15 protein-coding genes are annotated in these 24,072 nt (G+C 35.7%); 14 read left to right on the forward strand and 1 reads right to left on the reverse strand.

The window, feature by feature from the left end:
• Nucleotides 1–5 precede the first annotated feature (5 nt).
• From BD847_RS12495 to BD847_RS12560, 14 genes are all read left to right on the forward strand, one after another.
• Nucleotides 6–1,478, forward strand: coding sequence for a RagB/SusD family nutrient uptake outer membrane protein (locus BD847_RS12495; protein WP_115888602.1), 1,473 nt, complete (start codon nucleotides 6–8; stop codon nucleotides 1,476–1,478).
• Nucleotides 1,479–1,505: 27 nt separating this feature from the next.
• Nucleotides 1,506–3,407 (forward strand): arylsulfatase, encoded by a 1,902-nt coding sequence (locus tag BD847_RS12500; protein ID WP_115888603.1) that lies wholly within the window; start codon nucleotides 1,506–1,508, stop codon nucleotides 3,405–3,407.
• A 12-nt stretch (nucleotides 3,408–3,419) separates the two neighbouring features.
• A complete protein-coding gene (locus BD847_RS12505) occupies nucleotides 3,420–5,351 on the forward strand; it encodes an arylsulfatase (RefSeq protein ID WP_115888604.1) in 1,932 nt (643 codons plus the stop codon).
• A 346-nt stretch (nucleotides 5,352–5,697) separates the two neighbouring features.
• Nucleotides 5,698–6,756, forward strand: coding sequence for a sterol desaturase family protein (locus BD847_RS12510; RefSeq protein WP_115888605.1), 1,059 nt, complete (start codon nucleotides 5,698–5,700; stop codon nucleotides 6,754–6,756).
• 11 nt (nucleotides 6,757–6,767) lie between these two features.
• A complete protein-coding gene (locus BD847_RS12515) occupies nucleotides 6,768–7,484 on the forward strand; it encodes a thioredoxin domain-containing protein (RefSeq protein ID WP_115888606.1) in 717 nt (238 codons plus the stop codon).
• Nucleotides 7,485–7,703: 219 nt separating this feature from the next.
• The gene (locus tag BD847_RS12520; RefSeq protein WP_115888607.1) at nucleotides 7,704–9,320 is read left to right on the forward strand and encodes a sulfatase-like hydrolase/transferase; all 1,617 of its coding nucleotides are present in this window, start codon (nucleotides 7,704–7,706) and stop codon (nucleotides 9,318–9,320) included.
• Between the two features lie 114 nt (nucleotides 9,321–9,434).
• Nucleotides 9,435–10,697, forward strand: a complete 1,263-nt coding sequence (locus BD847_RS12525) for a YeiH family protein (protein ID WP_115888608.1) — start codon at nucleotides 9,435–9,437, stop codon at nucleotides 10,695–10,697.
• Between the two features lie 583 nt (nucleotides 10,698–11,280).
• Nucleotides 11,281–12,936, forward strand: coding sequence for an arylsulfatase (locus BD847_RS12530; RefSeq protein ID WP_115888609.1), 1,656 nt, complete (start codon nucleotides 11,281–11,283; stop codon nucleotides 12,934–12,936).
• A gap of 29 nt (nucleotides 12,937–12,965) precedes the next feature.
• On the forward strand, nucleotides 12,966–13,787 hold the full coding sequence (epsC, locus tag BD847_RS12535) for a serine O-acetyltransferase EpsC (protein WP_115888610.1): 822 nt from the start codon (nucleotides 12,966–12,968) through the stop codon (nucleotides 13,785–13,787).
• Between the two features lie 14 nt (nucleotides 13,788–13,801).
• On the forward strand, nucleotides 13,802–14,713 hold the full coding sequence (gene cysK, locus BD847_RS12540) for a cysteine synthase A (protein ID WP_115888611.1): 912 nt from the start codon (nucleotides 13,802–13,804) through the stop codon (nucleotides 14,711–14,713).
• 61 nt (nucleotides 14,714–14,774) lie between these two features.
• Nucleotides 14,775–15,695 carry a family 2A encapsulin nanocompartment shell protein gene (locus tag BD847_RS12545; protein ID WP_115888612.1) on the forward strand — a complete coding sequence of 307 codons (921 nt, stop codon included), beginning with the start codon at nucleotides 14,775–14,777 and terminating at the stop codon, nucleotides 15,693–15,695.
• Nucleotides 15,679–17,610 (forward strand): family 2A encapsulin nanocompartment cargo protein cysteine desulfurase, encoded by a 1,932-nt coding sequence (locus BD847_RS12550; protein WP_115888613.1) that lies wholly within the window; start codon nucleotides 15,679–15,681, stop codon nucleotides 17,608–17,610. The genes BD847_RS12545 and BD847_RS12550 overlap by 17 nt, the downstream gene beginning before the upstream one ends.
• A gap of 383 nt (nucleotides 17,611–17,993) precedes the next feature.
• Entirely contained in the window at nucleotides 17,994–20,978 is a 2,985-nt protein-coding gene (locus BD847_RS12555; protein WP_115888614.1) for a SusC/RagA family TonB-linked outer membrane protein, read from the forward strand.
• A gap of 10 nt (nucleotides 20,979–20,988) precedes the next feature.
• On the forward strand, nucleotides 20,989–22,374 hold the full coding sequence (locus BD847_RS12560) for a RagB/SusD family nutrient uptake outer membrane protein (protein WP_115888615.1): 1,386 nt from the start codon (nucleotides 20,989–20,991) through the stop codon (nucleotides 22,372–22,374).
• A gap of 136 nt (nucleotides 22,375–22,510) precedes the next feature.
• Here the strand turns inward: BD847_RS12560 and rocD are convergent, their stop codons facing one another.
• Nucleotides 22,511–23,761, reverse strand: coding sequence for an ornithine--oxo-acid transaminase (rocD, locus tag BD847_RS12565; RefSeq protein WP_115888616.1), 1,251 nt, complete (start codon nucleotides 23,759–23,761; stop codon nucleotides 22,511–22,513).
• Nucleotides 23,762–24,072: the final 311 nt, after the last annotated feature.

Consider the following 24,072-nt stretch of genomic DNA (forward strand, 5'->3'; position numbering starts at 1 on the left):
ATAAAATGAAAAAGAGTATTATAATATTACTATTAAGTGCCGGCCTGTTGGCATCGTGCACCGATTTAGAGGTAACTCCAACCTCTTTTGTAACCGAAGACAATTATTTTAAAACACAAGATGACGCTGTTGCAAGTGTTACAGCCGTTTATGCATCATTAAGTTTAGATCCGGGTGAGCAAAGTTTATTTGGAAGAAATTTATATTTCTTAACCGATATGGCTTCAGATTATGCTGCGGCAGGAGTTTCGGCAACAAATCCACAAGTTAGAGCTTTGAGCAGTTTAACTCATGATGCAACTTCAGATCGTGTTCAGGTAGCGTGGAGACAAATTTATGCCGGAATAAACAGAGCAAACGTTTCTATCGATAACGTTCCTAAAGTAAGCGGAAACGAAGTTGTAAAAACAAGATTAATCAACGAGGCGAAATTCATCAGAGCGTTATTGTATTTTCAGGCAGTTCGATTATGGGGTGGTGTTCCAATTGTTTTACATGAACCAACTTCTATCGAATTAGAAAGTCTGAAAGCCAAAAGAGCCACAGTTGAAGAAGTTTACACTCAGATTATTTCCGATTTAAAAGATGCTGAAAACCTGCCTGCAACTTATCCTGCAACAGATGCCGGACGTGCAACGGCGGGTGCTGCAAAAGCAATTTTGACCAAAGTTTATCTGACAAGAAAAGACTGGCCAAATGCCATTGCAAAAGCTAAAGAAGTGATTAATGGCGGATATGGTTATGCCTTATTTGAAAATTTCCAGGACATTTTTACAAAAACAAAAAAGAACGGAAAAGAGCATATTTTCTCAGTACAGTTTGAGCCAAATCAGGCTGGAAACGGTTCTTCCGGAAGTACTTTTCAGGCAACTTCTTTTACAGGATTTACAGCTACTGAACCTGCAGATATAATCTCTGATGTTGCATTGTTCTATGACATTTATGCCGCAGGAGATGTACGTAGAGATGTAAGTTATGCGAAACAATTGCCAAACCCTGCAACTGGAACGCTATATACTTTTCCGAAACCAATTTTCAAAAAATATCTGGACTTAACGAATCTGGCTACTCCAGGAAACGTGGCGATCAATTTTCCTGTTATTCGTTATGCTGACATTTTATTGTCTTTGGCGGAAGCCATAAATGAACAAAGTGGGCCAACTGCAGAAGCTTACGAATTAATCAACCAAGTAAGAAGAAGAGCATTTGCAAAACCAATTGCAACGCCGGATGCAGATGTTGATTTAACTGGATTAACGCAAACTACTTTTAGAGCTGCAATTCAGGAAGAACGTAAAAAAGAATTTGTTCAGGAAGGACAAAGATGGTTTGATTTAGTAAGATGGGGAACTTTGGTTACGGAAGTGAAAAAAGTAACAGCAAAAAATTCGGTTTCAGAGAAAAACAATCTGTACCCAATTCCACAAAGTGAACGAAATATTAATCCGGATGGTTTACCTCAAAATCCCGGATATTAAAACTAACCTCAACTAAAACTATAAATTATGAAAGAATATAAAAATAGCATATCAATCAAAAGTCCTAAAACAGGGCTTTTGATTACTGCAATTTTACTTGCACAATTTGGTTTTTCACAAACTAAACCAGAAGAATTCAAAGGCGTCATTGGCAAAACCTTAGCCGATTCCAAAGAATATTGGCCAGAACCTGTCACAGCTCCAAAAGGTGCTCCAAATGTGGTTTGGATTATTTTGGATGACGTAGGTTATGGAGCAACGAGTGCTTTTGGAGGTTTAATCGAAACTCCTGTTTTAGAAAGTCTTGCCAATAACGGTTTACGTTATACCAATTTTCATACAACTGCGATTTGTGCTCCTACCCGTTCGGCTTTATTGACTGGAAGTAATTCTCATAAAGTGCATGTTGGCGGATTTTCTCATACAATTATGTCTGCAGGATTTCCGGGTTGGGACGGAAGATTGCCTTCAAAAAACGGAACTGTGGCCGAGATTTTACGTGATAAAGGATATAATACTTTTGGTGTTGGAAAATACGGAATTACGCCAGATGAAGAAGCGACTGATGCCGGACCATTCGACCGCTGGCCGACTGGAAAAGGATTTGAACATTTCTTTGGATTCTTAGGTTCAGCGACAGATCAATATAAACCCGATTTAATCGAAGATCAAGCGCACGTTACTCCTGATGGACGCCATTTGAGCGAGCAAATTACAGATAAAGCGATCAGTTATATTGCAAGACAGCAAAAAGCCGCGCCGGGAAAACCATTCTTTTTATACTATTCTCCGGCCGCTGTTCATGCACCTCATCAGGTTGCCCAAAAATGGAGCGATCCATACAAAGGAAAATTTGATGATGGTTGGGACGCTTACCGCGAAAAAACCATTGCTAATCAGAAAAAATTAGGAGTTATTCCTTCAAATGCTGTTTTGCCAGAACGTAATCCGCTTATTGCAGATTGGAAAAAATTAACTCCGGATCAAAAGAAAGTGTATTCCAAATTTATGGAAGTATACGCCGGATATCTTACGTACACGGATTATGAAATTGGAAGATTGGTTAATTATTTAAAAGAAATCAATCAGCTGGAAAATACGGTTGTTTTTGTTTTAATTGGAGACAATGGAGCCAGCAAAGAAGGAACATTACAAGGCGCTGTCAACAGACAAACGTATGTTGTTGGCGAAACTGACGAAACGGTTTTTCAAAACAATTTAAAACGAATTGGCGAAATTGGAACACCTGAAACCTATACTAATTATCCTTTAGGTTGGGCACAAGCAACAAATGTTCCTTTTAAAGATTGGAAACAAGATGCTAACTCTGAAGGTGGAACTCACAATCCGTTAATTGTTTATTATCCAAAAGGAATTAAAACTCCGGGAATAAGAACGCAATACAGTCACGTAATTGATATTTTACCAACAACGCTGGATATTTTAGGTGTTAAAGCGCCAGAATCTATCAGAGAAATTAAGCAAGATACTATTCAGGGTTATTCTTTTTACAATTCGTTGAATGACGCAAAAGCAGTTTCAAATCATAAAATACAGCATTATTACATTTTTGGAGCCAGAGCAATTTATAGTGATGGATGGAAAGCCGCTGCAGCACATCATCCAAATTCAATTGAAGCTAAAGAAGCTTTGAGCGATCCGAAAAAAGCAGGTTTATTAAAAGCTGATTTTGACAAAGATGTTTGGGAATTGTACAACATCAACGAAGATTTTAATGAGCAGAAAGATTTGGCTAAAAAGTACCCTGAAAAGCTGGCTGAATTAAAAAAACTATTTGATGAGCAAGCCAAGAAAAACAACTTGTATCCTTTAATAGACTGGTCGGATGTTTATTTGAGAAAGATTCATAAAACTCCAGCTACAGAAGGAAAATCTGCTCAAGAACTATTGACCAAAGCAAATAAATAAAAAATAAAAACTATGAAAAATTTTAAATACAACAGTTTAATCAAAAGTCCTAAAAAAGGGCTTCTGATTACAGCGCTCCTAGTTGCACAATTAGGAAATGCACAAGATAAACCAGAGGAATTTAAAGGAGTTATTGGTAAAACTTTAGCCGATTCTAAAGAATATTGGCCAGAGCCGGTAAAAGCTCCTAAAGGCGCACCAAACGTTATTTGGATTTTATTAGATGACGTAGGATTTGGAGCTTCAAGTGCTTTTGGAGGTTTAATCAGTACACCAACTTTTGATCAATTGGCAAATAATGGTTTGCGTTACACCAACTTTCATACAACAGCTATTTGCGCGCCAACTCGTGCGGCTTTATTGACTGGAAGAAATTCTGGAAAAGTTCACGTTAGTGGGTTTTCACACACGATTTTATCTGCTGGTTTCCCAGGTTGGGACGGAAGAATTCCTTCTGATAAAGGAACAATCGCAGAGATTTTACGTGAAAACGGATACAACACTTTTGCCGTTGGAAAATATGGTGTAACGCCAGATGAAGAGGCTACAGATGCTGGTCCGTTTGACAGATGGCCAACCGGAAAAGGTTTTGATCATTTCTACGGATTCTTAGGTTCTCAGACCGATCAGTACAACCCTGATTTAGTTGAAGATCAAGTTCACGTTACACCAGACGGACGCCATTTGAGCGAATTGATTACAGATAAGGCAATCAGCTATATCCAAAAACAGCAAAAAGCAGCTCCGGGAAAACCATTTTTCTTGTATTATGCACCGGGCGCAGCACACGCACCTCATCAAGTTGCTACAAAATGGAGCGATCCTTACAGAGGAAAATTTGACAAAGGCTGGGATGCTTACCGCGAAGAAGTCATTGCGAACCAAAAGAAATTGGGTGTAATTCCGGCTAATGCAGTTTTACCAGAACGCAATCCGTTAATTACAGATTGGAAAAAACTTTCTCCAGATCAGAAAAAAGTATATGCAAGATTCATGGAAGTTTACGCTGGATTCTTGACGTATACTGATTATGAAGTAGGAAGAGTGGTGAATTATTTGAAAGAAAGCGGTCAACTTGACAACACTGTAATTTTCGTAGCAATTGGCGATAATGGAGCAAGTAAAGAAGGAACTTCTGAAGGAACAATCAACCAAAGTTTGTTTTCTCAAGGCGTATCTGACGAAGAAAATTTAAAGACCAACTTAGCGAATATCGACGAAATTGGAACTGCAAAAGGTCTAAATACAAATTATCCTTTAGGATGGGCTCAAGCGACAAATGTCCCATTCAAAAACTGGAAACAAGATGCGCAATCTGAAGGCGGAACGCATAATCCGCTGATTGTTTTTTATCCTAACGGAATTAAAGACAAAGGCGGTATCAGAAATCAATACAGCCACGTTATAGATTTGCTTCCAACTACATTGGATATTACCGGAATTAAAGCACCGGAATATATTAAAGGTATTAAACAGGACAAAATTCAAGGTTCTTCTTTATATGCTTCTTTGGATAACGCTAAAGCGGAGTCATTACACAAAGTCCAATACTATTACATTTTTGGAAACAGAGCAATCTACAAAGACGGTTGGAAAGCCGGAGCAGCGCATGCAAATCCGTTTACTTCACTAAAAACTGCCGGTAATCAGACACCTGCACCAAGCAATTTTGATACTGACGTTTGGGAATTATACAACTTAAACGAAGATTTTAACGAACGAAATAATTTAGCTGCAAAATATCCTGAAAAATTAGCCGAGCTAAAAAAACTGTTTGATGAACAAGCTAAAGAAAACAACGTTTATCCGTTAATTGACTGGAACGATGTTATAACCAGAAAAATACATAATACAACTGCTGATAAAGGTAAAAGTCTTCAGGACTTAATCAAGCAAGTGACTAAACCGGGAGAAGGTACAACCACTGCTGGAGGTAGCCATTAAGATAATGATTTTCAAAACCTACAAGGTTTCTAAAACCTTGTAGGTTTCATTAATAAGAAATAGAAATACATTTTGATTTAGAATTCACTAAAATCACAATAAATAACAAAAAAAGAACAATTTAAACACTACTAATTCTATAGAATTAAAAGTTTTTAATTTAAATTTACACTTTATAACTTTTTGATTTTCAACAATACACAATAAAAAATAAGAAATCATGAAACGAGTAGATTACGAAATTATAGGAAAAAAAATCATCGTGGGCGCGATTGTTTTTTTAGTTCCGCTAGTGATATTGGCGGGAGGTTTAGCATTAATTAATCAATTTTTAAAATAAGAAATCATGGCAATAGTACAAAGAGAAAAACTGACAAGGGACTTACTTATAAGCCTTTTTATTTATTCTTTGCCTGTAGTGGCAATTTTCCTTTATTTCAAATTAAGCAATAATTTGGTAAGCGAATCACACATTTCATTACCCGCTTTTTTAGAATTTTCAAAACCTGCTTTTGAACATATAAGAACTTGGGGGTTAACCGTTTTTATGCTAGTTTTAGGCGTAATCGAATTTACTGCAGGTTTATACGATGACGAATGGACTGGACAAGAACGCAAAGTTGATATTATTTGTTTCTTGGCGCCAAAATTGCTTTTGCCTCCAGTAATTGCTTTTTTCAGCTTGACTGCTTTACCTTATTTGATCCCGAATTTGGCAAATTCACTTTCTTGGGTTCCTTTCTGGGGCGGATTTTTCCTAATCGCAATTGCCGATGATTTGACACAATATTGGTACCACAGATTGCACCATCAAGTTCCGTTTTTATGGCGTTTTCACAGAACACATCATTCGGCTCCATACATGGGAATGGCGATGGCTTCAAGACAAAACTTTATTTATACGGTTTTCTTTTCTCAAATTTATTTGACTGCAACGCTAACTTATTTAGGTTTAGGATTACCGGCTTTATTTGTTTTGGTTATCAAAAGTTTCATCACATTGGGCGCGCATTCAAGTATTGCTTGGGACAAACCATTTTACAAATACAGAGTTTTACACCCAATTGCTTGGGTTTTAGAAAGATTGATTTCTACTCCTGCAACGCATCACGCGCATCACGCAGATACGAGCGGAGACGGAGTTGGGCACTTCAAAGGAAACTTTGGAAACATGTTTTTCATTTGGGATGTCATTTTCGGAACGGGATTAATCACTCGTAAATTCCCAGAATCATACGGAACAAAATCATACAAACAAGAAGAATGGTACGCACAGTTTTTATGGCCAATTTTCAAATCTAAAAAAGAAGGAAGTCCACTTGCGGATGGAGTTTTGTCACTTCCGTTAAAAGCAAAAACAGTTGTTGCCGAAGAAACTCCTACTCCAGTATTAGAGCAAGTTTAATCTTAAAGAAGATGAAAAACACCAGTTTAAAAAATAGTTTAACAGCGATTGCATTTTTCATTGCAATTGCTGTTTTTTCGCAAAACAAGAGCCAAAATACATTGCCATTAGATGTTTTTTACAGCAAAATTCAAGCGGAGAAAAATCCGCAGATTATTGATGCTCGAGGTCCTGAAGAATTTGCATTAAACCATCTTCTAGGCGCAGTAAATTTTAATCTGGAATCGAAAGATTATGCTGAAAAAATAGCTAAATTAGACAAAAACAGACCTGTTTTTACGTATTCAATTGGAGCCGGAAGAAGTGTTTGGCTGGCAGAAGATTTGCTAAAAAAAGGTTTCAAAGAAGCATATAGTTTAGAAGGCGGAATCGCGAACTGGATTGGAAACGGGAAACCATTTTTTGCTAATTCAAAAAGCAAATTGACTTTAGCCGAATACAACAAAATCATTTCTGATAATAAAACCGTTTTGGTTGATATTGGTTCTGTTTACTGCGGTGCCTGCAAAAAAGTAAAACCAGTTCTTGAAACGATAAAAGCACAATACGGAAGCAATCTGAAAATAGTTGAAATCGATCTGGAAGACAACACGCAAGTCATCGCCGATTTGAAAACAATAAAAGTTTTCCCAACTTTAATTTTATATCAAAATGGAAAAATCATTCTTAAAAAAGAAGGTTTTGAAAATTTGAAAAATGAGATTGATGTGGCGTTGGCTTCTAAATGATAATTTAATTTTCAAAAGAAGGTTTAACCGCATTTTTGTCATTTCGAGGAACGAGAAATCACACACGAAACTCTATACAGATAGTCGCCATTCTTTGTCGAATTACTAGTGTGATTTCTCGTTCCTCGAAATGACAAATAATACGTGCACAAAATGAGAAAGACGCACTGCTGTGCGTCTCTACAATAAAACCTTTGTCTAAAACCAACTTACCAAAACATGGCAACTTATAAAAAAATAACCAAGATTATTATACCCATTTTAATTGTACTTTTCCTTTTAGCAGTATTTCTTTTCTGGCCAATAAACACAGACGGAACTCTAATAAAGCCAAATGAAAAACTAGCCGAAGGTAAAGCTGCATTTTTAGCACAAAAAGATACCTCAACTTCTCAAAAAAAGCCAAATATCATTATTCTCCTTGCTGATGATTTAGGGAAATATGATATTTCTCTTTACGGAGGAAAAGATGTTCCAACGCCTCAGATTGATTCTTTGGCAGCTTCGGGAGTAACTTTTACAGATGGTTACGTATCGGCTTCGATTTGTTCGCCATCGCGCGCGGGGTTGCTTACAGGACGTTATCAAGAACGTTTTGGACATGAATATCAACCGGGTGATCGTTATCCAAAAAACAATTTAGAATATTACGCTTTCAAATATTTAATCAACACCAATAATTGGCGATTAAATAATAAAATTAATTATCCAAATGAAGCATCTATAGCTACACAAGGTTTGCCACAATCTGAAATTACTTTTGCCGATTTAGCCAAAAAGCAAGGTTACAGCACCGTAATTATCGGGAAATGGCATTTGGGCCACAACAAAGGATTTTTTCCTTTAGACCGAGGTTTCGATTATCATTACGGATTTTATCAGGCCTTTTCGCTTTACACGCCCGAAGATGATAATCCAGATATTATCAATCATCATCATAAAGATTTTACTGATAAAATGATTTGGGGAAATGGTCGTGTCGGAATTGGGCAAATTCGCCGCGACACTACCATTATTCATGATAAAGCCTATTTAACGGAAACCTTTGCTGGTGAAGCAGAAGCTTTTATCGACAAAAATAAAAACAAACCTTTTTTGCTTTATGTTCCGTTTAATGCTCCACATACGCCGTTTCAAGTTCGTAAAAAATATTACGATCGTTTTCCGAATGTAAAAGACGAAAACAAACGTGTATATTATGCAATGATCAGCGCTCTTGATGATGCAATTGGAAGAATCCGAGCTAAAGTCAAAAAAGAAGGTTTAGAAGAAAATACCTTAATCATTTTTGCCAGCGATAACGGTGGTGCCGATTATACTTTTGCAACGACAAATGCGCCATTAAAAGGAGGTAAATTTTCGCATTTTGAAGGCGGAATAAATGTTCCGTTTGCACTTTCGTGGAAGGGAAAAATAAAACCGCACACTGTTTATAAAACTCCTGTAAGTTCTCTTGATATTTTCAGTACGATTGCTTCTGTCACGGGTTCTGGTTTGCCTAAAGATCGAGTTTATGATGGCGTTGATTTGATTGATGTGGTCAATAACAATAAAGAAGCGCATAAAGATTTGTACTGGCGTTCTGGCGATGCAAAAGCCATCAGAAGTGGAAATTGGAAATTAATCATAAGCGGCAAAACACATGAAACCTGGCTTTATGATTTATCAAAAGACAAATCGGAAACTACGGATCTTGCTTCAAAAAATCCAGAAAAAGTAAAAGAACTGCAAACTTCTTTACAAAATTGGGAAAAAGGATTAATTAAACCGCTTTGGCCTAATTTGACTTACTATGAATTCGATTTTGGAAAGCAAAAATACTTTGTGGATTTGTAATAGTAATCCAAGTCCTGCAAGGTTTTCAAAACCTTGTAGGTCTTTTACATTTATACTTTTTTAAATAATTAATACCTACAAGGTTTTGAAAACCTTGCAGGAAATCAAAAACAAATGTCAACTCAAATTAAACAATTTAATATTCACGAAGATTGGACAGTAGTAATTCTAGGCTTCATAATTATCGGAATTTCGCTTTTTATATTTCTTCCAGAAGTTCCCGTTTTCAGTTGGTCAAATAGTAATGATTTAAAAACGAAAGTATTTGATTTTGCAAACCTAAAAATACTTCTGATTCAGTTTTTATATCTGATTTCTATTGGAGCGTTCGGCGCTTTCTTAATTGGAAAATCAGTTAAATATTTCTTGTTGACTTTTCCGACATTGTATCTCTTAACTTTGATTGCTTTACTTCTGGCAGGAAATTCGGCTATAAAATCCATCAATTTAGAAGCTGTAATTTTCAGTTTGATAATTGGTTTGGCAATTGGGAATTTCTTCAAACTTCCAGAGTGGTTTCGTTCAGCACTTTCAACAGAAGTTTTCGTCAAAATCGGATTGGTTTTATTGGGAACTAGCGTGATTTTCTCTGATATTTTAAAGGCAGGTTCATTAGGCTTAATTCAGGCTTTGGTTGTTGTTTTGTCTGTCTGGTATTTTGCCTTTTGGCTTTGCCGAAAATTAAAAGTTGATGATGAGTTAACTATGATGATTTCTAGTGCCGTTTCCATCTGTGGTGTTTCTGCGGCTATTGCAACCTCAGGCGCGATTAAAGGCGATTCTAAAAAACTGTCTTACGTTATTTCAATTGTTTTGGTAACTGCCATTCCAATGATGATTTTTATGCCCATAATTGCAAAATATTTCAACTTTCCCGAAGAAGTCACTGGCGCGTGGTTAGGCGGCAGTATCGACACTTCGGGAGCAGTTGTGGCTTCTGGAAGTTTGGTTGGTGAAACGGCTTTAAAAATCAGTACAATCGTAAAATTTTCACAGAATGTTTTATTAGGATTAGCGGCTTTTGCAATATCCGTTTATTGGACTTACACGCACAACAAATCGGCAGAAGCTGTAGAATCAAAACCTACTTTAAGTGTGATTTGGGAACGTTTTCCAAAATTTGTTATTGGTTTTATTCTGGCCTCTCTCCTATTTTCTTTTTTTATTACTTCGGAAGTTCGAGATTCGGTAAAAGACAGTTTGAAAAATTTGCAAGGCATTTGGTTTGCTTTGGCTTTTACAAGTATTGGTTTAGAAACAAATTTTAAAGATTTGCTTGCTAATAATAGTCGTAAACCTTTGTATGTTTTTTTAATTGCGCAATTATTCAATGTTATTGTGACTTTGATTATTGCTTATTTTCTGTTTGGGAAGTAGCGGGCGAGCAATTCTCTCGCAAAGTCGCAAAAACGCAAAGTTTAAGCGCAATATTGTCATTACTAAACTTTAACAAAGTCCTTCCTAATTCTTTTATGCCAAGAATTTCACAAATTTCCACAAATTTAATTCGTGTTAATTCGTGTAATTCGTGGCAAATCATTTCTCTTTACTTCTTTTTTCAAAAAAAAATCAAGATTAATTTGGTTTTTACAATATTAAATATAACTTTGTCTATAGAATTAGTAGAGTTTAATATTTAAAACTTACATTTTGAAAACAATAGCACACAGAACGTCTTTCATTTTTCCTAAAAAACACGACTATAACACTTTTTGTTATATGTGTAGCTGTTGTTAATTCCCACATTCGTTTGTCATGATTTTATTAAATTTTAAAATCGCAAACAAGCCTCTATTTTACTCCAATTTCATTTACGACATAGTGTGCAGTTCGTTTTGTACGAAGCTGTGTCATAATGTTATACCTTTATAAAAAGTCATTTCTGCGGCAACAGAGATTAACCTATTAAAGAACATTTATCATTTCAAAACAAAAAAACAACAACAAAAAAATCTTAAAAATGAATACTAAAATTACCTCACTATTATTTTCTGCTTTAGTAACCGGAGTTTTCAGTTTTAACAAAGTAAACGCTCAGAATACGACAAAGCCAAATATCATTCTGATTATGGTAGACGATATGGGTTATTCTGATTTAGGAAATTATGGATCGGAAATTAAAACACCAAATCTGGATAAATTGGCGAGTGAAGGTTTACGTTTACGCGAATTTTACAATAACTCCATTTGTGCGCCAACAAGAGCATCACTTTTAACGGGCCAATATCAGCATAAAGCCGGAGTTGGTTTTTTTGATGTAAATTTAGGATTGCCTGCTTATCAAGGCTATTTGAATAAAGAATCTTTGACTCTTGGAGAGGTTTTCCGTTCTGGCGGTTATAGCACGATTTTATCAGGAAAATGGCATGTAGGTTCTGAAGATCAAGCGCAATGGCCCAATCAAAGGGGTTTTGATAAATTTTACGGCATCTTAAAAGGCGCATCTAATTATTTTGATACAAAGCCTTTGCCTTTCGGGAAAACGCCTTATCCGGTAAAACTGATTCGTAATAATGAAGAACTGCATCCAAAAGATAATTCATATTATTTTACAGATGAAATTGGAAACAATGCAGTTAGTTTCTTAGATGAACAAAACAAAGAAAACAAACCTTTCTTTTTGTATTTGGCTTTTACTGCTCCGCATTGGCCGTTGCAGGCAAAACCTGTTGACATTGCCAAATACAGAGGAAAATTTGATGAAGGCTGGGATATTTTGAGAGAAAAAAGAATCGAAAAATTAAAAGCAAACGGAATTTTACCAGCCAATCAAACCATTTCACCAAGAGATCCTGAAGTTCCAGAATGGAGCAAGCTGACTTATGACGAAAAACAATTCTGGAAAGCTAAAATGGAAGTTTATGCCGCAATGGTTGACAACATGGATCAAAATGTTGGGAAAGTTTTAGATAAACTAAAAGCGCTTAAAAAAGATAAAAACACATTAATTATTTTCATTTCAGATAATGGCGCTCAAGGCGGATTTAATACTTATAATCCACTTGGAAGAGGTTTAGTTCGAAATGACGGACCCGTTGGAACTTCAGGATCATTTGATTATCAAGAACAAAACTGGGCATATCTATCGAACACACCACTTCAGCAATATAAAAATAATATGCATGAAGGCGGTTTCAGTTCGCCGTTTATTGCTTGGTTTCCTTCAAAAATAAAAGCGGGAAGAATTGATAAAGGAACCGGACACATTATTGACCTCGCTCCTACTTTCTATGAATTGGCTGGAATCGAATATCCTAAAAATTATAATAATGTAAATACGAATCCGCTTCCGGGAAAAAGTTTACTTCCTGTTTTATTTGACAATGTTTCAGAAGTTAACCGAGGCGAACCGTTATTCTGGGAAAGAGCTGGAAACAGAGCAGTTCGTGACGGAAAATGGAAATTGGTTTCGATTTATCCTTCTTATGAATGGGAACTTTACAATCTCGAAACTGATCGTGGCGAAACTACCAATGTAGCGCAACAAAATCCGGGAATTGTAAACAAACTTTCGGCATCTTATTTTGAATGGGCAGATCGCACTGGCGTTGTAGAATACAGCAAATTCAAACTAAAACCAGAAGTAATGCCGGGCGGTGCATTGCTGAAAAAATAAAAATCTTTTCTAACCATAAAATAATCGTTATGAATTCATTTTATCAAGAAATAGCAAAACAGCATCATGACTTAGTGATATTACCTGAGAAAAAATTAATTCATCAGTTTATAGATGATTTGTTTGTCATCTTATTTTCTAATACCTCAAAATCATTAGAATCTGAGGCAACAATCAAATACAAATTCAATCAGCTGGAAAAGCAGTTTGATGAATTGGTTTTGGATTTTTCACCAAAAAGTGACCAAAAACAGCAAACCAAAAACTTTTTTGAAGCGATTCCGAAGTTGCATAAAAAAGCATTAAACGACGCTGTAACCATATTTACAAAAGATCCTGCGGCCAAATCACTGGAAGAAGTGCTATACTCGTATCCTGGTTTTTTCGCTATTGCCGTTTACCGATTTTCTCATCAGCTTTGGGAGCAGGATTTAAAATTATTAGCCCGAACCATTTCAGAATATGCTCATATTAAAACGAGTATCGAAATTCATCCCGGCGCCCAAATCGGAAAAGATTTTGCTATCGATCACGGAACAGGAATCGTGATTGGAGAAACAACAATTATTGGCGATAACGTGCAAATTTATCAAGGCGTTACTCTCGGAGCTTTGAGTGTAAAAAAAGACGAAGCCTTTATAAAAAGACATCCAACCATTGAAGACAATGTCATTATTTATGCCAACAGCACTATTCTTGGCGGTCAAACTACTATAGGAAAAGATTCTATAATTGGCGGAAATGTCTGGCTGACGTATACAATTCCGTCCAATTCTGTTGTGTATCATAAAAACGAAATTAAAATCAGGGACAATAACCCTTTCCCTGCACCCATTTTTTATTCTATTTAAAAATATCAAAACCAATGAAATATCAAAACATTTTAGAAACCATAGGAAACACTCCTCACATTCGATTAAACAAACTTTTTAAATCACATGAAGTGTGGATTAAATTGGAAAAATCAAATCCGGGTTCAAGTATTAAAGATCGAATTGCTCTTGCAATGATTGAAGATGCTGAACAAAAAGGACTTATAAATCAGGATACTGTAATTATTGAACCAACTTCAGGAAATACCGGAATTGGACTTTCATTAGTTGCAGCCGTAAAAGGTTATAAAGTTATTGTGGTAATGCCAGAATCGATGAGTATTGAACGCAGGAGAATTTTGAATGCCTATGGCGCCGAATATGTTTTGACTCCAAGAGAAAAAGGAACTTCTGGAGCAGTTGAAAGAGCAAAAGAACTGGCTTCGACGATTAAAAACTCGTTTCTTCCGTCTCAATTTACCAATAAAGCAAATGTTGAAATTCACGAAAAAACAACCGCTCTGGAAATTTTAGCCGATTTTCCAGAAGGAATTGATTACTTAATTACCGGAGTTGGAACCGGAGGTCATATTACCGGAGTTTCAAAAATATTAAAGCAGCATTTCCCGAATCTTCAAACTTATGCAGTTGAACCGGCCTTGTCGCCAGTTTTGAGTGGTGGACTTCCGTCTCCGCATCCGTTTCAGGGAATTGGAGCAGGTTTTATTCCAGAAGTTTTTAATCGCGAATATGTCGATCAGATTTTAACGGTTGATAAAAACGAATCGTACAATTTCACTAAAAAAATAGCAAAAGAAGAAGGAATATTTGCTGGAATATCGACCGGGGCAGCACTTGCAGCACTTTCCAGAAAACTCAAAGATATTCCTGAAAATGCTGTAATTCTGACTTTTAATTATGATACAGGAGAAAGATATTTATCTGTAGATGAGTTATTTGATTAAAATTATGAATAACTTTAAGCAAGCAAAAAATAATTTACAAACCTATTAAAACACCAGAAAAATGGCAGAATCAAAACAACAACAGACCGCATTAGGCGATGTTGCAGCAAGACAACTCGCAATTGCAACACGTACCGTACCTCAAATTGGAACCACTTCTCCACGCTGGCTGACACATCTATTGCATTGGACACCGGTAGAATCGGGTGTGTTTCGTTTGAACAAAGTTAAAAATGCAAACCACATCGAAGTCGATTGTTCTGCGCGCGATGAGAGAGTTTTACCAAATACTTTTGTTGATTATATTGAAAATCCAAGAGAATATAACCTTGCAGCTGTTCAAACTATTGTGGAAGTTCATACACGTGTTTCTGACTTGTACAGCAAACCGTATAATCAGATCACAGAGCAACTTCGACTGGCAATAGAAACTATAAAAGAGCGTCAGGAAAGCGAATTAATCAATAATAAAGATTACGGATTATTGAGCAATGTAGCGCCTTCACAAATTATAAAAACACGCACAGGAGCACCAACTCCAGATGATTTAGACGAATTGCTGACAAAGGTTTGGAAAGAGCCTGGTTTCTTTTTACTACATCCGTTAGCGATTGCTGCTTTTGGACGTGAATGTACACGCAGAGGTGTTCCGCCACCAACGATATCTTTATTCGGATCTCAGTTTTTAACTTGGAGAGGAATTCCGCTTATTCCATCAGATAAATTGCCGATTGTAAAGGGAAAATCAAAAATCATTTTATTACGTACTGGTGAAAGCCGTCAGGGTGTAATCGGGTTGATTCAGCCAGGACTGCAAGGCGAACAGTCTCCAGGATTATCAGTTCGTTTTATGGGAATTAATGAGAGAGCGATTGCTTCTTACTTGGTTTCGCTTTATTGTTCTTTAGCTATTTTGGTTGATGATGCCATCGCTGTTTTAGAAGATGTCGAAATAGGAAAGTATCATGAGTACAAATACTAACCCAGACGGATTACCAAACATTGACGATTTGCAGTTTTTGGCAAACGAACTGTTCAGTGCGCTGCCCAATGAATTTCCGAAAGAAATTTCATTGAGTCCAGACAAAGCGGAACATCCTCGTGCGACAAAAATTGCAGAAACGCTTTTGCATGCTGGTGGCGCCAATATTTTAACGCCGTTTCCAACGCAAAGTCCGTTAAATGTTAATCTGGCTCCACCTTCGTTCAGCGGTTTTGGAGGTTCTCCAACAAGTGCTTCTCAAAGTTCGAGTGCCTCGGCTTTGTATCCAAATGCTGGCGCAGGTTTTGACCCTAAATATGGCATCCCTTCTTCTGGAATTCCCGAAGATAATGGACTAAATATTAATAATCCGCAAACTGGCTTTAATAATATCAATTTAAAAAACAATAGCACGCCACAACTTAATGAGGAATCGATTTTTTCATCGTTGTTTTTAAATGATCAATATTTGCCTTTTCAAAGCGAAAATTCTTCTTTTGAAAATGAGTTAAAAGCTGCCTTAGAAACTGTTGACACTTTTTTCAGAAAGCGAAATGATTTTCCGTCAAGCGGAAGTGATCTTCAAAACTCGTATTATTTTTTAGATCAGAATCCGTTTGCTTTTGATTCTAAAAATGCAAATGCTATTGTTGGAAGTTCATTCGGAACAAATCCGTTAAGCGGTAGCACAAATTCGCATTTTAACGCCGAATTGATCAAAAAAGATTTTCCAATTTTGAGTGAAACGGTAAACGGAAAGCCTTTGGTTTGGTTTGATAATGCTGCGACGACTCAAAAACCAAAATCGGTTATTGATCGAATTGCGTATTTCTACGAACATGAAAATTCAAACATTCACCGTGCAGCACATGAATTGGCAGCACGCGCATCTGACGCTTATGAAGCGGCACGCGAAAAAGTAAAAACCTTTTTGAATGCATCTTCTGTAAACGAAATTGTATTTGTTCGTGGTGCCACCGAAGGAATAAATTTAGTGGCTTCAACTTGGGGCGATCAAAATTTAAATTCGGGAGATGAGATTATTGTCAGTAATCTAGAGCATCATGCGAATATAGTTCCGTGGAAAAGATTGGCTGATAAAAAAGGTTTGAAACTTCGTGTAATTCCTGTAGATGATGATGGTCAGATTTTACTTGACGAATATTCAAAACTGCTGAATTCAAAAACACGTTTAGTTGCTTTTACACAAGTTTCAAATGCATTGGGAACCGTAACTCCGGCCAAAAAAATAACCGAAATGGCGCACGCAGCAGGTGCAAAAGTCTTAATTGACGGCGCACAATCTGTTTCGCACATGAAAGTGGATGTTCAGGATTTAAATCCGGATTGGTTGGTTTTTTCTGGACATAAATTATTTGGTCCAACAGGAATTGGCGCTTTATATGGCAAAGAAGATTTGCTGAACGAAATGCAGCCGTATCAATCTGGCGGAAACATGATTCAGGACGTGACTTTTGAGGAAATAAAATACCACAAAGCACCCAATCGTTTCGAAGCCGGAACGGGAAACATCGCTGATGCAATTGGTCTTGGCGCTGCAATTGACTATGTAACGAAACTCGGAATCGAAAACATTGGCCAATACGAACATTATTTATTAGAATATGCAACAAACCAGTTAAAACAAATTCCGGGCGTACGTTTAATTGGAACTGCAAAAGACAAAGCGAGTGTATTATCTTTCAATTTACAAGGCTATACAAACGATCAGGTTGGTCAGGCATTAAACAAAGAAGGCGTTGCTGTACGAACCGGACATCATTGTGCACAACCTATTTTGAGAAGAATGGGAGTTGAAACTACGGTTCGTCCATCATTGGCATTTTACAATACCACACAAGACGTTGATACTTTTATCAAGACTTTGTGGGAACTTAAAAAAGTTAAATTTTAAAATATAGAGAATAACTTTTCAAATGAATAATTACTTTTTTTGATATTTTGAGTAATTATACCCAAAAGCGATTGTTTTCCTGAACAATCGCTTTTTTATTTTTTATTTTATTCGAAATAAGCAAATATTTCACAAATTGTTAAAAAAAAGTCATTTTTTCACTTAATTTATGTTAATTCACTTCATTAATTACAGTAAACAAAATATTTTAATTAGAAATTAATCAATTTATTACATTATTTTTTACAAATTTAGGCTTCCAAAACCAAAAATGTTACAAATAATACAAAAATTAGCCAAAATGTTATATTTTATGTTAAAAAGAAGGTTTTACTTAACATTAATTTATGATATTTGAGAAAACTAATTTAAACATACAGGAGATGAAAATTAAATTTAAACAATTTTTATGGCTGATATTGGTATTATCTGTACAAATAGTTGCCGCACAAGACGGATTAATCTCTGGAATAGTAACTGATAAAAAGGGCATTCCTATTCCAGGAGTTAACATTATTGTAAAAGGAACAAAAGTTAGTACACAAACTGATTTTGACGGAAATTTCAAGATTGCAGCTAAAAAAGGTGAGTCATTGGTAATAAGCTATGTAAGCTTTGCAACCGTCGAAGTATCTGCTTCTAACAATATGAAGATCGAATTAATTGAAACACAAAATGAACTTGAAGCTGTTTTGGTTGTAGGTTATGGTACACAATCAAAAAAGAACTTAACAGACAACATCGCTCGTGTTACTGCAAAAGATATTCAACAAATACCTGTTGCGAACGTACAAAATGCGTTGGTTGGTAAATTAGCCGGAGTACAGATTACACAGACAAATGGTAAAGTCGAAGGAGGAATGAATATTAGGGTTCGAGGTGCAGCCAGTATCAGTGCTGGAACACAACCTTTGTACGTTATGGACGGAATTCCGCTTATCAATGATGATGAGTCTAGCAATGGAGCTCCTACAAACCCTCTTTTAACTTTAAGTCCAAATGAAATAGAATCAATCGAGGTTTTAAAAGATGCTTCTTCTGCGGCAATTTATGGTGCACGTGGAGCAAATGGAGTGGTTTTGATCACGACTAAAAAAGGAAAAGAAGGAAAAGGTACTTTTTCTTTAAATTTTTCACAAGGTGTCAGCGAGGCAACTCATAAAAGAAAATGGCTAAACGCAAAACAATATGTAGAATTACTACAGGAAGCCGGAAGAAATGCAGATGATTTAGAATATGTAGAAGATGAATTAGAATACTTATCTGGAGGAACCGACTGGAGAAACGGAGAAATCGATACTGACTGGCAAGACATTGCTTTTAGAACCGGTTATACAACAGATGCAGATTTTTCTTCTTCGGGAGGTGATGACAGAACAAAATACTTCTTTTCTGGAGCTTACAACAATACTACAGGAATTATTGACAGTAATGACTTAGACAGAATTACAGCTAGAGTAAACGTTTCTCATAAAGTATCTGAACGTTTTACAGCAGGTATGAATATTGGTTTTTCGAGATCCGTAATACACAGGGTTCAGGATGATAATTCATTTTCTACACCTTTACAGTCAGTTGCTCAGGCTCCAATTTCGCAAGCCAGATTAGCTGATGGAACCCCAAACCCGGATACAGAATATGTAAACTACTTGTTAGCAAAAGACAATACTTCATGGGAAACTATAATGAGAAGAGTTACCGGAAAAATATTTGGTGAAGTAAAAATTGCAAAAGGTTTAAAATTCAATTCAGATTTTGGATATGATTTTTTAACACAATCTGAAGATTACTGGCAAGGTAAAAACGCACCATACATGGCAACTGATGGAGAAGTTTTCGCAACATCAGTAAATACTGAAAACTATGTTTTCACCAACTATTTTACATATGATGCAACATTTGCTGAAAAGCATGTTTTAAATGTAGTTGCAGGTATGGAATTCAATAAATACAACAGAAGATATCAGGATGTAAATAGTATTTATTTTCCAAATGATGATTTTCATACCGTTGATGGTGGTGCAGAAGTAAATGAAGGACATGGAAGTGAAACTGATTATGTTTTCCTGTCTCAATTTGGAAGATTAAATTATTCATTTAATGGAAAATATTTATTTAAAGCAAGTGTACGTCGTGATGCTTCTTCTCGATTTGGAAAAGACGAAAGATATGCCATCTTTCCTGCCTTCTCAGCTGGTTGGATCATGTCTGAGGAAGAATTCTTAAAAGACAACACTATTTTAACTTATTTAAAATTAAAAGCAAGCTGGGGTCAAGTTGGTAACGCAGAAATTGGAAATTTTGCTTCTCGTCAGTTATATCAACCAAATCCGTATAACTTAAAATCAGGGCTTACTTTTCAACAAGCAGGAAATGACAGACTTACCTGGGAAAAATCGAAACAGACAGATGTTGGTGTAGAAGTTGGTTTTATAAACAAAATAAATCTCGAATTCGATTACTATCAGAAAATTACTGACGGACTGCTTTTTGCAACACCTGTTCCATTAAGTTCAGGAGCTTCATCAATTAATAAAAATGTTGGAGATTTGAAAAGTAGTGGAATTGAGATTACTTTAAACACTAAAAATATTGAAACAGAAAACTTTAAATGGAGCACCAGTTTCAATCTTACTACTAATGAATCAAAAGTAACTTCATTACCAAATAACAATACAGATGTAATTACAGATTACAACATCAACAGAGTTGGAGAAAACGTTTCATCTTTTTATCTAGTTGAATACGGAGGAGTTGACCCTTTAAACGGAGATGCACTTTTTATAAAAAACACTGTAAATCCTGATGGAAGCATTGACAGAAGCACAACGAGCAATTATGATGAAGCAAAAAGAATTATTGCAGGAAATCCTTTTCCAACTTTAATGTCGGGGATGACTAATACACTAAATTACAAAAACTTTGATTTAAACTTTACTTTTCAGGGAGAATGGGGCGCAAGTATCTATAATTCAGCAGGATCATACCAATCATCTGCAGCAGATTGGTTTGATAACCAAACCGCTGATCAGCTAAACCGTTGGCAGAAAGTAGGAGACATTACAGATGTACCGCAGGCAAGGTTTTATCAACAAAACGGAACACAAAATTCTACACGTTATCTTGACAAAGCCGATTTTGTACGTTTGCGTAACTTAACATTTGGTTATTCTTTACCAAAAGAAACCGTAAACGACGCTGGAATGAGCAGTTTAAGAATCTATTTTACTGCTGTAAATCTGGTAACTTTTACAAACTATAAAGGATATGATCCAGAAGCCAGAAGAGATGATGCAGGAATTGGAGAAGATTTTTACTCAGCGCCTCCAGCAAAAACAATTGCAATAGGAGTAAATATTAATTTTTAATACAACTAAGATGAAAGCACATAAATTAATACTAATCATATTTTTGACAGCCTTTTTTACCAGCTGTGAAGATCAATTAAATTTAGATCCTAAGCAAAGTCAGGACGCTACCGAAACCTTAAGTACAGAAGGCGGCGTTACCAATGTTTTAACGGGAGCCTACGCTTTAGCCGCAAACGGAAATGGATACGGCGGAAGAATCTTGTTATACGCTGATTTATTAGGTGTAACCGGAGCAGGAAATACAACAACTTTAGAATGGTCAGGGTCTTTTGGAGAATTAAGACAGATGTATACCAAAAATATGCAGTCTGACAACGTTATCATTGAAGGTACATACGGAAGATGTTATCAAATTATTAATGCTGCCAATACTGTAATAGAAAACATAGACAAAGTGAAAGATCCGGACAGACAGGCCGTGATGATTGGCGAAGCTAATTTTTTAAGATCACTAGCATATTTTGATTTAGTTCGCTTTTTCGCAAAACCTTATGTAAGCGGTCAAGCCAATACACAATTAGGAGTTGTAATCAGACCAAATGCTATTTACGATTTTAGTGTTGATCTTTCAAAAGAAAGAAGCACCGTAGATGAAGTTTATAAAACAATTATTGACGGATTAAATCTGGCTTATACAAATCTTCCTGAAGACAACGATTTTTATGCTGATAAATATGCAGCTCAGGCTTTATTAGCCAGAGTATATCTACAACAAGGAAATTATGCTATGGCAAGAGACGCTGCAAATGATGTTATTGAAAATAGCGGACATGCACTATCTCCAAAATATGCCGATGCTTTTAATCACGATACGGATCAGGCTGAAGATGTTTTTGCCATTCAGATTACAAAACAAACCGGAGTAAATGATATGGTTACTTTTTATGCCGCTGAAAGTTATGGCGGACGTGGCGGTGACTTTGCTATTACAGATAACTACTTAGCACAATTTAGCACACCAGATGACAGAGCTGATTTTGTATATGAAGATTCAAGTATCCTGACTTCAAAATTTACAGATCAATTTGCAGATGTGGGAATCATTCGATTAGCCGAAATGTATTTAATTAGAGCTGAAGCAAATTTACAGGCCGGAACAGCTGTTGGAAACACACCGCTTGATGACATTAATATTATTAGAACCAGAGCAAATGCAGATAATCTGGCTAGTGTCACTATCGATGATATTTTACTTGAAAGAGATTTAGAATTGGGTATGGAAGGATTTTTAATTCACGATATAAAAAGAACAAAACGTTCTATTGACATTAGTAAAAATGGAGATGGTTCTTCTTTGATTCTTTATGATGCAAATAGATTAGTATTCCCAATTCCGTTATCAGAAATGGATGCTAATAAATTAATCACTCAAAATCCAGGTTACTCAAGCTAAATTTAGATTAAGGTAACAAAGGTTCAAAGTGACAAAGGTCCAAAGTTTTATAATCATTTATAAAACTTTGGACCTTTTAAATTTATATTAAAATAAAAACTCAGAATCTTAGAATCTTTGCAACTTAGAATCTTTTTTATCTAAACTCATTCAAAGATTTCTCGATAATTTCAAGACATTCTTTAATCTGATCTTCTGTCATAACCAATGGCGGAGCAAATCTAATCTTATTTCCGTGTGTCGGTTTTGCTAATAATCCATTATCTCTAAATTTTAGACAGATTTCCCAAGCTAAATCAGAATCTTCACCGCTATTAATAACAATCGCATTCAAAAGACCTTTTCCGCGAACTAGCGTAATCAAACTGTTCTTTTCAGCAATTTTGTTTAATCCATCTCTTAAGATAATTCCCAAGCGTTCTGCATTTTCAGCCAGTTTTTCTTCTTTAACAACTTCCAAAGCTGCAATTGCAACAGCAGCCGCAACAGGATTTCCTCCAAAAGTAGATCCGTGTTGTCCTGGCTTGATTACATTCATAATCTCGTTATTTGCTAAAACTGCGGAAACCGGATAAACACCTCCTGAAATCGCTTTTCCTAAAATTAAAATATCAGGTTGCACATTTTCATGGTGAACCGCTAATAATTTTCCGGTACGTGCGATTCCTGTCTGAACTTCGTCAGCAATAAACAACACATTATGTTTTTCACATAATGCTTTTGCTTTCGCCAAATATCCTTCTGAAGGAACATAAACTCCAGCTTCTCCCTGAATTGGCTCAACCAAAAATCCAGCAATATTTTTTGAAGAATCTAAAGCTTTTTCAAGCGCTTCAAGATTATCATATTCAATTTTTATAAATCCGTCTGTAAACGGACCAAAGTTTTTACGCGCCGTTTCATCATTAGAAAATGAAATGATTGTTGTTGTTCTTCCATGAAAATTATTTTCGCAAACAATAATCTGCGCCTGATTTTCCGGAATCCCTTTTACTTCATAAGCCCATTTTCTACATACTTTTAATGCCGTTTCAACTGCTTCGGCGCCAGTATTCATTGGTAACACTTTATCGAAACCAAAATACTTTGTAACGTATTCTTCGTAATTTCCTAATTTATCATTGTAAAATGCACGAGAAGTCAATGTCAGTTTTTGAGCCTGATCGATCATTGCCTGTACAATTTTGGGATGACAATGTCCTTGATTTACTGCTGAATAAGCAGATAGAAAATCATAATATTTCTTTCCGTCTACATCCCAAACATATACTCCTTCTCCTTTTTCCAAAACAACTGGAAGCGGATGGTAATTATGAGCTCCGTATTTATTTTCTTTTTCAATCAAAATTTCTGATTTTGACGAAAGGGTATTTTCAGTGTGAATCATGGTTTGTATTTTTTTAAAGTACAAAAGTATCAAAAAATATTAATTATAAAGCTTAAAAGTAAAATTTTGACTTTATAATTAACAAAATAAGTCAAATTTTACATTTACAACTTGTTTAAAAATCAAATTAACCTAGAGACAATATCAATTTTATTCCCTTTTATTAAAAAAAATAGTTACTTTTATAAATCAAAAGCATTGATACTTGTGTAGTCTCTACGGGACAATTTGATGTTCATATTTTTTTTGCTACCGATATTTAATCTCTCCGAGATAATTTTTATTACTAAAACATTAAAAATCAAACCATT

This window comes from Flavobacterium cutihirudinis, from assembly GCF_003385895.1.
Lineage (GTDB): Bacteria > Bacteroidota > Bacteroidia > Flavobacteriales > Flavobacteriaceae > Flavobacterium > Flavobacterium cutihirudinis.

Coding starts and splice junctions, on each gene's coding strand:
- BD847_RS12495 (WP_115888602.1), top strand. CDS start 6: ATGAAAAAGAGTATTATAATATTACTATTAAGTGCCGGCCTGTTGGCA.
- BD847_RS12500 (WP_115888603.1), top strand. CDS start 1,506: ATGAAAGAATATAAAAATAGCATATCAATCAAAAGTCCTAAAACAGGG.
- BD847_RS12505 (WP_115888604.1), top strand. CDS start 3,420: ATGAAAAATTTTAAATACAACAGTTTAATCAAAAGTCCTAAAAAAGGG.
- BD847_RS12510 (WP_115888605.1), top strand. CDS start 5,698: ATGGCAATAGTACAAAGAGAAAAACTGACAAGGGACTTACTTATAAGC.
- BD847_RS12515 (WP_115888606.1), top strand. CDS start 6,768: ATGAAAAACACCAGTTTAAAAAATAGTTTAACAGCGATTGCATTTTTC.
- BD847_RS12520 (WP_115888607.1), top strand. CDS start 7,704: ATGGCAACTTATAAAAAAATAACCAAGATTATTATACCCATTTTAATT.
- BD847_RS12525 (WP_115888608.1), top strand. CDS start 9,435: ATGTCAACTCAAATTAAACAATTTAATATTCACGAAGATTGGACAGTA.
- BD847_RS12530 (WP_115888609.1), top strand. CDS start 11,281: ATGAATACTAAAATTACCTCACTATTATTTTCTGCTTTAGTAACCGGA.
- epsC (WP_115888610.1), top strand. CDS start 12,966: ATGAATTCATTTTATCAAGAAATAGCAAAACAGCATCATGACTTAGTG.
- cysK (WP_115888611.1), top strand. CDS start 13,802: ATGAAATATCAAAACATTTTAGAAACCATAGGAAACACTCCTCACATT.
- BD847_RS12545 (WP_115888612.1), top strand. CDS start 14,775: ATGGCAGAATCAAAACAACAACAGACCGCATTAGGCGATGTTGCAGCA.
- BD847_RS12550 (WP_115888613.1), top strand. CDS start 15,679: ATGAGTACAAATACTAACCCAGACGGATTACCAAACATTGACGATTTG.
- BD847_RS12555 (WP_115888614.1), top strand. CDS start 17,994: ATGAAAATTAAATTTAAACAATTTTTATGGCTGATATTGGTATTATCT.
- BD847_RS12560 (WP_115888615.1), top strand. CDS start 20,989: ATGAAAGCACATAAATTAATACTAATCATATTTTTGACAGCCTTTTTT.
- rocD (WP_115888616.1), bottom strand. CDS start 23,761: ATGATTCACACTGAAAATACCCTTTCGTCAAAATCAGAAATTTTGATT.